Here is a 12,129-nt window from a genome sequence, read left to right as displayed (position 1 = left end):
GCGTCAGGAGGTGAGCACGGCCTTGATCACCGATCCGTCGGCGACCGCGTCCAGCGCGTCGGCGTGCCGCTCCAGTGGGAACGGCGTCACCAGACCCGCCAGGCCGAACCGCTCGGTGAGAGCGGGCAGCAGACGTACGTACTCGACGAGATGGGCACCGGTGAAGGCCCAGGAACCGACGACGTCGAGTTGCCGGTGGACGATCTGGTGCGGGTTGACCGCGGTGTCCCCGGCGTCGGTGTACTGGCCGATGACGAGGTAGCTGCCGCCCCGCCGGGCCAGGGACAGGCCCTGACCGACGGCGGCCGGGACTCCCGCGCACTCGATCACGAGGTCGGCGCCGTCCCCGCCGACCGCGGCCCGCGCCTCCCGCAGGACCGCCGCGGGGTCGGCGGCGCCGGCGATGTCCAGGTGGACGTCACCGATGCCCGCCGCGGCGGCCCGCTCCAGCCGGCCCGCCGGACCGCCGACGATCACCACCTTCGCGGCCCCGGCCAGGTGCGCGAACGCGGCAGCCGCCAGCCCGACCGGACCGCTGCCCTGCACCACGACCGTCTCGCCGAGCCGCACCGGCCGCCGCTCGTACAGCGCGTGCGCCACGGTGGGCCCGGCGCAGGCCAGGGACATAGCGGCGAGCGGGTCGGTGCGCTCGGGGACCTTGATCACGGTGGTGCCGGGCTGGAGCACGATGTGGTCGGCCCAGGCCCCGGACAGTTCGGGACCGTCGGTGAGGGCGCGGTTGACGCCGTAGGTGCGGCGCCGCTCGCACAGGGTCGGTTCACGGTGCAGCCGGCAGGGCGGGCAGACGCCGCAGGAGATGGAGGAGGCCCACATCACCGTGTCACCGGCCGCCAGCGGCGCCCCGGCGGCGTCCCGGTGGGTGCCGGCGCCCAACTCCCGTACGACGCCCAGCCCCTCGTGGCCCAGTACGAGGGGCACCGGGATGTCCAGGTGGCCCTGGCACAGGTGCAGGTCGGTCCCGCAGACACCGCCGTAGCCGCATGCCACGACCATGCCGCCGGCCGGCGGTGCGGGCAGCGGCAACCTGCGCAGCGACAGCGGCTTGCCGAACTCCTCCAGGACGACGGCGCGTCCGGTGGGGGTGCCGGTCGCGGTGCGGCCGGTCACGAGGCCACCGCGACCGGCGCCTGGGAGAACGGCTGGGCCAGCGGGCGCAGCGGTGCCGTGTCGCGGCACACCACGTAGTCCGGGCGGGGCTCGCCCGCGGGCCGCGGAAGGTTCTCGGTGTCGTTGTAGGTGGCGATCAGCAGCCGGCGGGCGAACGGCGACATGTTGGGGGACGAGCCGTGCACGATCTCCGGGGAGAACAGCACGACGGAACCGGCCGGGCCCTTGGGGCTGGTCATGCCGTGGCGGTCGACGTGCTCCGCGAGCTGCGCCGGCGACAGCGAGATGTCGTCCGGGTCGAGGTGCTGCTCGGAGCGGGCGGAGTCCGACCGGCCCCGGTGGACGAGCCCGCGCCGGTGCGAGCCGGGCAGGAAGATGACCGGGCCGTTGAACTCGGTGACGTCGTCCAGGAAGACGCCGATGTTGACCTGGCGCGGGGCCGGCAGGCCGTCGGCGATGCGCCAGGCGAGGAAGTCCTGGTGCCAGGCCCACTTGTCGCCGCCGAAGGCCGGCTTGGCGTTGATCTTGAACTGGTAGACGTAGACGTCGTCGCAGAGCAGTTGCCGCACCGGTGCCAGGATGCGCGCATCGCGGACCAGCCCGGCGTACTCCGGCTGCCGTTGGTGCGAGGAGTAGACCGCGCGGACCTCCGTGCCGCCGTCCTCGGTCACCACCTGCGGCCCGGGGACCTTCGCGTCGCGTTCGAAGGCGGCGCGCAGGGACTCCACCTCCTGGGCGTCGAGGAGGGATTCGAGCATGAGGAAGCCGCGCTCGTGGTACTCGGCGGCCTGTTGCTGGGTCAGTCGCATGCGCTTCTTCTCCTGATGGGTCGGTGGGGGCGAAGAATGTGGGGAAGACGAGGGACGGTCATCCCATGAAGTGACCGCCGTCGACGACGAGTTGCTGACCGGTGACGTAGCCGCTGCGCGCGCTCACCAGGAACTCCAGGGCGTCGGCCATGTCCTCGGCCGTGCCGAGCCGGCCGCGCGGGACGCTGTCCAGGACGGCGCCGAGCCGCGCCGGGTCGTCCAGGCGGTAGCGCTCGGTCACCTCCTCGGTGTCGGTGAACCCGGGCAGCAGGGCGTTGACCCGGACGTGCGGGGCGAGTTCGAGGGCCAGGCACTTGGTGAGCTGGAGCAGGCCCGCCTTGCTCGCGCAGTAGTTGGCGCCGTCGATGCGGGGTCTGATCGCCGTGGTGGAGGCGACGTTGACGACGCTGCCCCCGCCGGCCTCCACCATCGCGGGGGCCAGCGCGCGGGTCAGGTGGAAGGGGCCGGAGAGGTTGGTGGCCAGGACCGTGTCCCAGTCCCGCGCCGTCATCGACAGGAACGGCCGGTCGCGGTTGACGCCGGCGTTGTTGACGAGCACGGAGGGCGCCCCGAGGCGTTCGGTGAGCGACGCGCAGACCGTCCGGATCTCCTCCGGGCGGGCGAGGTCGCAGCGCAGCGTCTCGACCCGGCCGTCACCGGCCTTCTCGGTCTGCCGCGCGGCGGCCCCGTCACTGCGGTAGAGGGCGACCACCCGGTGGCCGAGGGCGGCGAGCCGGAGACTCAGCGCCCGCCCGATGCCGCGGGTGCCGCCGCTGACCACGGCGACCGTCATGACACCTCGGCGACCAGGTCGCCGCGCTTGAGGTCCGATCCCGCGGGCACCTCGGCCGGGTCCGAGCTCACGGCGGCGATGGCGTTGTGCTCGTCGACGAACACGACGTCGGGAACGAAGGAGGCGGCCTCTTCGTCCGTCATGGCGGCGTAGGCGATGAGGATGACGAGGTCACCGGGGCTGATCAGCCGGGCCGCGGCTCCGTTGATACCGAGGACGCCGGAGCCGGCCGGGCCCTCGATGACGTACGTGGACAGCCGGGCGCCGTTGTCGATGTCGACGATGTCGACCTTCTCGCCGGGGAGCAGGCCGGCGGCGTGCATGAGGTCGGAGTCGACGGTGACCGAGCCGACGTAGTGCAGGTCGGCCTGGGTGACGGTGGCGCGGTGGATCTTCGACTTCATCAGGGTGCGGAACATGCTGGCTCCTTCACGTGGGGGGGTGGACGGGGCGGTGGCGGCCGGGCGGCGGTGCCGGGTCACACCGGCCAGGTCGCGTAGCGGCGCATGCCGTACAGCAGGGGTGCCGCCTCGGCGGCGGGGACGTGCGTCTCGGTGTGCAGGACCTCGCCGATCACGACGGTGTGGTCACCGGCCGGGACCATCCGGGTGACGCGGCACTCGGCGGTGGCGTGGGCGTCCTGCGGCAGGACCGGCAGTCCGGTGTGGTGCCCGGCCCGCCAGGGGACGGCGGTGAACCGCTCGGCGGCCGGACCCGCGAACGCCTGGGCGGCGCGCCGCCCGCCGCCGTGCAGCAGGTTGACGGTGAAGGCCCCGCGGGCCGCGAGCACCGGCAGGGTGTTCCCGCCCGCCGACGCGCACACCAGCAGCTGCGGCGGATCGAGGGAGACCGAGCACAGTGCGGTGCAGGTGAAACCGTACGGCGTGCCCCGCGCGTCGGCGGTGGTGACGACGGCGACACCGCCGGGGTGCGAGCCCATCAGGGCCCGGAAGGCGTCGTGCGGTACCGCGTGTCCGTCCTCGGCGAGCGGGACGGAGGACGCCGGGGCCGTGGCGCTCGCGGGGGTCACCACGAGAAGGCCCGGGCGTCGTAGAGGTTGACCCCGGTCGCGGCCTTGCCCAGGTACTCCAGGCACTCGTGCGGCTTGGCCGGCATCACGTGGGAGAACTGGACCTCGCGGATCAGCCGTTCCAGCGTGTGGCCGCGGCTGACGGCGGCCGAGCCGCACAGCCGCAAGGTGTCCTGGGCCAGGCTCGGTCCGGTCTCGCCCACGACGTACTTCGCGGCGTGCACCATGGCGTTGGCCTCCAGGCTGCCGCGTTCCGCGGTGACCAGGTCGCCGGCCTCGTGGACCAGGGCCCGGGCAGCCCGCAGGCGGGCGGACATCCGCCCCAGCTCCTGCTGCACGACGGGCGAGTCGGCGCGGCCGGGCACGGCGGTGACGTGGTCGACCGTGTGCCGGAAGAGGGCCTCCACCATGCCCAGGTAGGCGCCGGTGTAGCCGGCGAACATCCAGTGGGGTTCGCGCACCACCTTGAACAGGGACATGCCCTCGACGCCGAGGTAGAGACGGGAGCGGGGCACCACGACCTCGTCCAGCGTCATCGGGGCGGTGCTGGTGCCGTACATCGCCGACAGGTGCCGCACGGAGCCGAAGCCGACGCCCGGGTCGTCGGCGGCGACGACGAAGTGCGAGACCTCGCCGCTCTCCTCGGCGTCGCCGTCGGCGGCGGCCACCACGTAGTAGTCGGCGGCGCCGGCCAGGGACACGAAGTCCTTCCTGCCGTTCAGGACGTAGTGCGTGCCGTCGTCGGAGCGGCGGTAGCGGGTGCGCATGCCGCGGAGCTTCGCGCCGCGGCCGGCCTCGGAGGTGGCGGAGGCGAACATCTTGCGCCCGTCCACCACCTCGCCCAGCATCCCGGTGCGGAAGGCGTCGGCGGCCGGGGACAGCCGGGTTCCGGCTGCTTCGGCGAGTGCGCCGACGACGACGTGGTGCATGTTGAAGCCGAGGGCCGCGGCGCCGTGGTGCGCGCCCAGTTCGGCCAGCACCCGCCAGTAGTCGCCGAAGCCGAGTCCGGCGCCGCCGGCTTCCCGGGGGACGAGCAGGGCGAGCAGTCCCGACTCGCGCAGGACGCGGTAGGCCTCGTGGCCGTCGTCGTCCGCGGCGTCGGTGCCGGCGGCGAGCGGGGCGATCGCGGAGCCGGTGTCCGCGGCGAGTTTGAGGAGGTCGTCGAAGTGGGTCGGCAGCGTCATCGATGTCCTTGGGGTCGGTTCTCGGCCGGTGGGTTGTCGGCCGGTGGGTTGTCGGCCGTGGGGCGTCGGCCGGCCGGTTCTCGGCCGGTCGGGTCCGGACCGGTCGGTCCTCGGTCGGGTCTCGGCCGGTCGGGTATGACCCGCCGTCTGCCCGGGCCGGTCGGGTGACCGGTCGATGCGCGACCGGTGGTGAGGTGATCGGTCGGTTCTCGGCCGGGCGGCTCGCGACCGGTCTGAGGCGGCCGGTCAGTTCTCGACGGGCAGGCCGAGCTGACGGGCCACGGCGACCCGCAACAGGTCGTTCGGGCCGGCGTAGGTCAGGGCCGCCATGGGACTCGCCAGGTCCGCCGCGAGGTCGAAGCCGGGCAGGAAGGCGCGCACGCCGGACAGCGCGGTGGCGTGCTCGGTCATCCGCACGTAGTCCTCGGAGACGGAGATCTTGGTGAGGGCGGCCTCGGCGGCCAACTGGCGGGCAGGCGTCCCGGCGTCGAGCCGGGCGGCCGTCGCGTACAGCTGGACGCGCGAGCGGTGCAGGGCCAGCGCCATGTCGCTGACGCGCGCGGCGACCTGGTGACTCGCGCCCATGCGCCGGCCGAAGTGCTCGCGTCCGGCGGCCCACTCCACGGTGCGCGTCAGCAGACGGTGCATCGGGCCGAGGGCGTAGCCGAGGATGACGGACCGCTCCCAGGCGGTGGTCGACGCCATCACCGCGAGCCCGGAGCCCTCCTCGCCGAGCAGCGCGTCCGCGGGGAGCCGGGCACCCTCGAAGATCAGCTCCCCCATCGGCACGGTGGGCAGCGCCGTCTTGGCGAAGCTCTCGCCGCGCCGGACGCCCGGGAGGTCGAGGGGGAGGAGGAACGCCGACAGGGCGAACGGTGAGCGCCCCGGCGCGGTCCGGGCGAAGACGATCGCCCGGTCGGCCACGGGAGCCGCGGTGACGAACGTCTTCGCACCGTCGAGCACGAACCCGTCGCCGTCGCGCACGGCACGGGTCTCCATGGAGAACGGGTCGCTGCCGCCGCCGCGTTCGGTCAGCGCGTGGCAGAGCAGGGTCCGGCCGTCCTGGACGCCGGCGACCGCGTCCCAGGCATCGGCCGATAGCGTGGCCCGCAGAGGGAACTGCATCCCGAAGACCTGGGAGGCCAGCGCGTAGCACAGACCCGGGTCGACGCCCGCCAGTCCGATGCCCTCGATCATGGCGAGGGCACGGGTGACGGGTCCGGGCGCCGTGGCGTCGGGCGGGGCGAGACGGAGCACCCCGAGGTCGGCCATGGCCCGCCAGCCGGCGGTGAAGTCCAGGTCCCCGGTCCGCTCCGCCAGCGGCGCGGCCAGGTCCCGGTAGGCGTCGACGACGTCCTCGGTCTCCGGTGCGCAGCCGCGCAGCGCCGCGGTGGTCGTCGCGCTCATGTGCGGCCCTCAACGGCGAGGTTGCCGAGCGCGGCCCACAGCGCCCTGGGGCTGCGGAAGTTGGCGGCGACGATCTCGGTGTCGGGCAGGGTGACGCCGGCCTCCTTGTCGAGCGCCGCGACGATCTCCATGATCGCCAGCGAGTCGACCAGGCCCATCTCGAGGAGCGGGGTGTCGGCGGTCAGGGAACCGGCGTCCTCGCCGGGTCCCCAGGTGATGCGGCTGCCGATCAGGTCGCAGAGTTCTTCGACGCTGTTCATACGGTGACGTCCTCCGGGTGCGCGGGGCCGGCCGTGCCGCTCAGGGCGCGGCGGTCGACCTTCCCGCTGGTGGTGGTGGGCAGGGTGGTGAGCGCAACGACGCGGTCGGGCAGCATCCGCTTGGGCAGTACGCCGCGCAGTGCGGCCAGGACCTCGTGCTCGGCGGCGTCGGTCTGCGCGTAGGCCCAGATCTGGCCGCTGTGAGAGCCGTCCGCGGCGTCCTTGGCGACGACGGCGGCGGTGACCACCTGCGGGAGCTCCAGGACGGCGTGCTCCACGTCCATCAGGTCGATGCGGTGGCCGCGCCGCTTGACCTGGTGGTCGCGCCGCCCGCGCAGCAGCACCCGTCCGTCGGGACGGATCCGGCCGAGGTCACCGGTGGGGTAGGCGCGGCGGGCGACGCCGTCGCGGAAGACGGCGGTGACGGTGGGATCCTCGGGCGCCCCGCCGCGCAGGTAGCCCTGGAAGACGACGGGTCCGGCGACGTGGATCTCGCCCTCGCCGTCGGTGGGCCGGCCGTCCGCGTCGAGCACGTCGACGTGGACGCCGCCGATGCCCCGGCCGATGGGCAGCTCCCGGTCGGCCGTCCAGTCGGCCGGCACCCGGTGGTAGGTGCAGGCGTTGGTCTCGGTGGGCCCGTACAGGTTGTAGAACGGCACCCCGTCGAGCAACCGCAGGTACCGCTCCAGCAGTTCGGGGGCGAACGCCTCCCCGCCGAAGGCGGCGATCCGCAGGGTGGCCGGCGGAGCGTCCGCGAGACCGCCCTGCTGGAGCATCGCGTGGTACAGGGAAGGTACGGCCATGAAGGCGGTGACACGCTGGTCGGTCAGCCACGCGACGACATCGCGCGGGAAGACCCGCAGGGCGTCCGGCATCAGGACCGTACAGGCTCCCGCGGCGGCGGCGCTGAACAGGTCGAAGGTGGTCAGGTCGAAGGTGAGGGCGGCCTGGGAGCCGATCCGGTCGTCCGGGGTGAGGCCGAACTCCCGCGCGGCCCACAGCGCGTAGTGCGCGACGTTCTCGTGCGAGAGCAGGACGCCCTTGGGCCAGCCGGTGCTGCCGGAGGTGAACAGGATGTAGCCGCCCTCGTCGGCCGGTGCGGGCAGGGGCGCGGGCCGCGCGCCGGGGGCGAGGGAGCGCAGCAGGCGCAGGCCGTGGTCGAGGGTCTCCTCGGTGGCCGGCCCGCCGTCGAGGGTGCGGGTGACGGCCCGGCGGGCCCCGGTCAGGGCGCGGTCGACCGTGAGGAGCGCCGACAGACCCGCGTTGCGGATCATCCGCGCGGTGCGCTCCGGCGGGTCCGCGGTGTCGAGCGGTGCGGCCACCGCGCCGGCCCGCAGCACCGCGTACAGGGCGACGACGGTGGCGGGGGACTTGGGGGCGTACACGCCGATCCGGTCGCCCGGGGCGACGCCCTCGGCCGACAGCCGGGCGGCCAGCGCGTCGACGGCCCCCTCCAGCCGGGCGTACGTCCAGCTCTCGCCGGCTCCCTCCAGGGCGGTGCGCCCGGGGTGGGTCCGCGCGGAACGGGCCAGCAGGGCGTCGAGGCGGGGGACGGCGGTCACCGGCCGGCTCCCGCGGTCCGCGTCCCGGCCGTGCGGGGATCGGCGAGGAATCCGCGGACGGCGTCGACGACGAGGTCGGGCCGCACCAGATGCGGGTAGTGGTCGCAGCCCTCGGGGACCAGCCGCCGGAACGGGCCGTCCACCGCACGTTCGGCCGCGTCGACCTGGGCCATCGTGCCGTACTCGTCCTCGTCGCCCTGGATCGCCAGCACCGGTGCGGTGACGCGCAGTTCCTCCTCGATGGACCAGTCACGGAAGGCGGGCGAGAGCCAGACACCGCTCCAGCGGTCGAACACCCCTCGGGGGTCGTCGTGCACCATGGCCAGCTTGCGGGCGAGCGGACCCGCCTCGTAGGAAGCGCGGGCGCGCTCGATGCCCCGGCGGTTCTCCTCCTCGAAGCACAGGTGCGGGCCCATCGCGACCACCGCCTCGACCGGGCGCGCCGACGCGTGCAGCAACGCCATGGAGGCGCCGTCGCTGTGGCCGACCAGGACGGGGCGGCGCATGTCCAGCGCGTCGAGCAGGTCCGGCAGCACCCCGTGGGCGTGCTCCTGCATGTAGCGGACGGTGCGGGGGAGCGGGTCGGGACCGCTGCCGCCGTGGCCGTGGCGGGAGTAGACCAGGGCGCGGCGCCCGGTGGCGGCGGCGAGCCGGGCGGGAAAGCGTCCCCAGGCGGCGAGACAGCCGAGTCCGCCGTGCAGGAAGACCAGGGGAGAGAGGTCGGGATCGCCGTCGATGACGACGTGTTCCAAGGGACCGTTGCGCATGGTGATGACCGGCACAGCACAATCCTTCTGAGTGTTAGCGGTGGCGGAGCGGGCATTCCGGCAGGGCGGGCGGACATCGCGCCGTTGTGGTGACGGACGACGCGGTCCGGTGCCCGGCAATGCGCCGGCAGGGCGTCAGGAAAAGACGCGGGAATAACAATCGCGGGGGCGGTGGGTGTCGCGTCCACCGAACGGTCCGGACGGGGCGTCTTTGCGCGCCCTTTGGCCGATCTTTGCGCCACGCCGATTGACGGTGCGCGTCAATATCCCGGCACAGTAACCCCGTTGCCGTCGAACGCACGGTCCGCCCGGCGGCACCACGAAGACTAGGCGCCGCGCAAGGTGAGGGAGAAATGACGTTACCGAACCACCTATACGCTCAGCGAATGAATGTCGAACTGCGCCACCTCCGCTGCTTCCTGGCCGTCGCCGAGGAAGGCGGTTTCACGGCGGCCGCGCACCGGTTGCACCTCGCCCAGCCGACCCTGACGCGCAATATCAGGGCACTTGAGGAGTCTTTGGGCGTGCGGCTGTTCGAGCGCACCACGCGCAGAACGGAACTGACCGGCAAAGGAGAGGCCCTGCGTGACGCGGTCGTCCCGCTCCTGCGGCAACTGGATTCCGCGCTGACGGACCTGCGCAACGGGGACACCCTGCGCGTCGGCTTCAGCTGGGGACTGCCCGAGGGACTGTCCCGGCTCGCCGCCCGGTTCACGGAGGCGACCGGCACCGGGGTCGAGTTCATCCGCTGCGACACCCCCCGGGCCGGGCTCGACACCGGCCGGGCGGACGTGGCCCTGCTGCGCAGCACGCCTCCCAAGGGGCTGCGCGGAGTCCTGCTCTACGAGGAGTCGCGCAGCGCGGCCGTCCCCGCCGGCTGGAAGCTGGCCGAGCGCAGCGAACTCGACTGGGCGGAGCTGGCCGGGCTTCCGCTGATCGTCAACACCGTCAGCGGGACCACCTTCCCCGACATGTGGCCCGCCGGCAGCCGGCCCGTGGTCGGTTCCGAGTGCCGCAACTTCGACGAATGGCTGGAGCAGGTCGCCGTGGGCCTCGGTGTGGGCACCGCACCGGTCTCCGCCGCCCGCCGCTACACCCACCCCTCCGTGCGGATCATGCCGCTGACCGGCGCACCCGCCGTGCCCGCCTACCTCACCTATCCCTCGCACGGCGCCCACCCCCAGGCCGCCCGCTTCGCCGACCACGCCTGGCGCGCCGCCGAGGAACTCCAGCGGGCCTGAGGCGCGGCCGGCCGGCTCGAAGTGCGGCCGGTCTGAGGCGCGCCCGGTGCGAAGGGCGGCCGGGCCCCGGGGCGGCAGGTGTCAACCCCGGCCCACTCCACTCATCACGATTCGTGATCGTGGCGAGAGCGGACTGCGTCTTGGACGGCCCCGCGCCCGGTGCTGGACTTGGGTCACCGCGACTCCCCGGCCCACGGCGCCGGGGCGTACGCCGTCCCGTCCGCAGTCCAGAACGAGTACCGGAGCATGTCATGCCCCTGATCCACGTGCAGCAGACCCCCGGCAAGACCGCCGAGCAGAAGAGCGAGCTGGTGCGTGCCCTGACCGACGCCTACGTCGGCGCCACCGGCAGCAAGCCGGAGAGCGTGTGGGTGACCGTGCAGGAGATCGCCACCGACAGCTGGTCGATCGCCGGGGACACCCTCGCAGCCCGCGCCGCCCGGAGCTGACGGCCCGCAGCCGCCGTTCCCACCGGGAACCGTCCTCCCTCGTTCCCGGCCGGGAACGGCATCCTCATCCCGCAGGAAGTGGCCATGAGAACCGCATCGACACCGGTACCGACGTCCGCGCGGACGTCCTACGCGCTGCTGCTGGCCGTGCTGTGCTCGCTGAACGCCGGTGGTCTGTTCGCGTCCGACATCAACCTGCCGGGCGTGCCGGACACCGCGCAGGCCTTCGGGACCCCGGTCGCGTCCGTGCAGTGGACGTTCAGCGCGTTCATGATCGGCATCGCCGTCTCGCAGGCCGTGTACGGGCCGATCTCGGACGCGTACGGGCGCAAGCGCGTCATCGTCTTCGGGCTCGGCCTGTTCGTCGCCGCCTCCCTGGTCTGCGCCGCGGCCCCCACCATCGAGGTCTTCGGGGCGGGACGCCTGCTCCAAGCGCTCGGTGCCGGGTCCGGCATGGTGCTCGGCAGAGCCGTGATCAGCGATCTCTACGAGGAGAAGGAGGCGGCCAGGACCTTCGCCACGGTCATGCCGATCGTGGGTGTCTCACCGTCCGTCGCCCCCCTGATCGGCGGCTACCTGACCTCGTACGTGTCCTGGCGCGCACCGTTCGCGGTGACCGCGCTGATCGGGCTGACGACGCTGGTCGTGATGGTCACGCGCATCCCGGAGAGCCTGCCGCCGCAGCGGCGCAGCAAGCACCTGGCGGCCACGCTCAGGGGCTACCCCCGCCTGCTGACCCGCCCGCTGTTCTGGGCCTACACGACCAACCTCGCGGTCGCCTACGGCGGTTACTTCGGCTACCTGGCCGCCTCGCCGCTGGTCTTCGAGAAGATGGGCCTGGCCACGGAGACCACCAGCTACTGCTACATCACCGTCTCCGTCGGCTACGTGGCGGGGAACCTGACCTCGCGCGCGCTGGTCCGCACGCGCCGCATCGACCGACTGCTCTGGACCGGCCACGGGTTCTTCCTGGCCGGCGCGGTGCTGATGCTGGCTCTCGGACTGAGCGGCGCGGGCGGCAGGTGGGGCCTGCTCGTGCTGGTCTTCATGCCGGTGATGACCTTCGGCAACGGCTTCCTGCTGCCGCTGTCCATGAGCGCCGGGGTGACGGCCTTCCGCACGACGGCCGGTTCGGCGTCCGGGCTGATGGGCGCGCTGCAACTGCTCGGCGCCTCGCTGGGCATCTTCCTGACCAGCAGGCTGCCCGCCGGTGACCTCTTCGCACTGGGCTGGTTCGTGCTGGCCGCGTCGGTGGCCGGCGGCGTCCTGTTCGCCCTCTTCCTGTCGCTGGCGGGCCGGGAACGCGCGGCCGACGGGACCCGGGCCGGGAACGCCGCGGCCACCGCGACCGTCACCGTGGCACCCACCACGCTCACCGCGCCCACCTTGCCCACCGCATCCACCGCGTCCCGCGCGACAGCCGCCGGTGAGCGTCCCAGGGAGGTACAGGAGGCCGTCGCCGAGTAGGAGGACGGGTTCCGTCGGCGCATCGGCGAAAT

At 73.4% G+C, this 12,129-nt stretch carries 13 protein-coding genes; 3 read left to right on the top strand and 10 right to left on the bottom strand.

Translation table 11 applies throughout. The annotated features are described in order from the left end of the window. Nucleotides 1-3 precede the first annotated feature (3 nt). The 10 genes from ACIBCJ_RS23345 to ACIBCJ_RS23300 form a co-directional block, all read right to left on the bottom strand. Entirely contained in the window at nucleotides 4-1,128 is a 1,125-nt protein-coding gene (locus ACIBCJ_RS23345) for a zinc-binding dehydrogenase (protein ID WP_365978312.1), read from the bottom strand. Further along, nucleotides 1,125-1,937: a phytanoyl-CoA dioxygenase family protein gene (locus ACIBCJ_RS23340; RefSeq protein WP_365978311.1), complete on the bottom strand. Its 813-nt coding sequence runs from the start codon at nucleotides 1,935-1,937 to the stop codon at nucleotides 1,125-1,127. The genes ACIBCJ_RS23345 and ACIBCJ_RS23340 overlap by 4 nt, the downstream gene beginning before the upstream one ends. A 58-nt stretch (nucleotides 1,938-1,995) precedes the next feature. Beyond that, complete coding sequence (locus ACIBCJ_RS23335) at nucleotides 1,996-2,730, bottom strand: SDR family NAD(P)-dependent oxidoreductase (protein WP_365978310.1); 735 nt, start codon at nucleotides 2,728-2,730, stop codon at nucleotides 1,996-1,998. Next, nucleotides 2,727-3,149, bottom strand: a complete 423-nt coding sequence (panD, locus tag ACIBCJ_RS23330) for an aspartate 1-decarboxylase (RefSeq protein WP_365978309.1) — start codon at nucleotides 3,147-3,149, stop codon at nucleotides 2,727-2,729. The genes ACIBCJ_RS23335 and panD overlap by 4 nt, the downstream gene beginning before the upstream one ends. 59 nt (nucleotides 3,150-3,208) lie before the next feature. Next, nucleotides 3,209-3,760: a flavin reductase family protein gene (locus tag ACIBCJ_RS23325; protein WP_399283119.1), complete on the bottom strand. Its 552-nt coding sequence runs from the start codon at nucleotides 3,758-3,760 to the stop codon at nucleotides 3,209-3,211. Beyond that, the gene (locus ACIBCJ_RS23320) at nucleotides 3,757-4,944 is read right to left on the bottom strand and encodes an acyl-CoA dehydrogenase family protein (RefSeq protein WP_365978307.1); all 1,188 of its coding nucleotides are present in this window, start codon (nucleotides 4,942-4,944) and stop codon (nucleotides 3,757-3,759) included. Before ACIBCJ_RS23320 ends, ACIBCJ_RS23325 begins: the two co-directional genes overlap by 4 nt. Nucleotides 4,945-5,190: 246 nt before the next feature. After that, nucleotides 5,191-6,351: an acyl-CoA dehydrogenase gene (locus ACIBCJ_RS23315; RefSeq protein WP_365978306.1), complete on the bottom strand. Its 1,161-nt coding sequence runs from the start codon at nucleotides 6,349-6,351 to the stop codon at nucleotides 5,191-5,193. After that, a complete protein-coding gene (locus tag ACIBCJ_RS23310) occupies nucleotides 6,348-6,611 on the bottom strand; it encodes an acyl carrier protein (RefSeq protein ID WP_362092855.1) in 264 nt (87 codons plus the stop codon). Before ACIBCJ_RS23310 ends, ACIBCJ_RS23315 begins: the two co-directional genes overlap by 4 nt. Next, nucleotides 6,608-8,173 carry an amino acid adenylation domain-containing protein gene (locus ACIBCJ_RS23305; protein ID WP_365978305.1) on the bottom strand — a complete coding sequence of 522 codons (1,566 nt, stop codon included), beginning with the start codon at nucleotides 8,171-8,173 and terminating at the stop codon, nucleotides 6,608-6,610. Before ACIBCJ_RS23305 ends, ACIBCJ_RS23310 begins: the two co-directional genes overlap by 4 nt. Next, on the bottom strand, nucleotides 8,170-8,955 hold the full coding sequence (locus tag ACIBCJ_RS23300; RefSeq protein WP_365978304.1) for an alpha/beta hydrolase: 786 nt from the start codon (nucleotides 8,953-8,955) through the stop codon (nucleotides 8,170-8,172). The genes ACIBCJ_RS23305 and ACIBCJ_RS23300 overlap by 4 nt, the downstream gene beginning before the upstream one ends. Nucleotides 8,956-9,326: 371 nt before the next feature. On the opposite strand from ACIBCJ_RS23300, the gene ACIBCJ_RS23295 reads away from it, so the two are divergent. The 3 genes from ACIBCJ_RS23295 (at nucleotide 9,327) to ACIBCJ_RS23285 (ending at nucleotide 12,097) form a co-directional block, all read left to right on the top strand. Then, nucleotides 9,327-10,181: a LysR family transcriptional regulator gene (locus ACIBCJ_RS23295; protein ID WP_362092864.1), complete on the top strand. Its 855-nt coding sequence runs from the start codon at nucleotides 9,327-9,329 to the stop codon at nucleotides 10,179-10,181. Nucleotides 10,182-10,432: 251 nt separating this feature from the next. Then, the gene (locus tag ACIBCJ_RS23290; RefSeq protein ID WP_362092866.1) at nucleotides 10,433-10,630 is read left to right on the top strand and encodes a tautomerase family protein; all 198 of its coding nucleotides are present in this window, start codon (nucleotides 10,433-10,435) and stop codon (nucleotides 10,628-10,630) included. A gap of 84 nt (nucleotides 10,631-10,714) precedes the next feature. After that, nucleotides 10,715-12,097, top strand: a complete 1,383-nt coding sequence (locus tag ACIBCJ_RS23285; protein WP_365978303.1) for a multidrug effflux MFS transporter — start codon at nucleotides 10,715-10,717, stop codon at nucleotides 12,095-12,097. Nucleotides 12,098-12,129: the final 32 nt, after the last annotated feature.

The sequence above is a fragment of the Streptomyces sp. NPDC051136 genome, assembly GCF_044455745.1.
GTDB lineage: Bacteria > Actinomycetota > Actinomycetes > Streptomycetales > Streptomycetaceae > Streptomyces.
The sequence above is the reverse complement of the archived record's forward strand: the minus strand, read 5'-3'. Positions and strand labels throughout refer to the sequence as shown.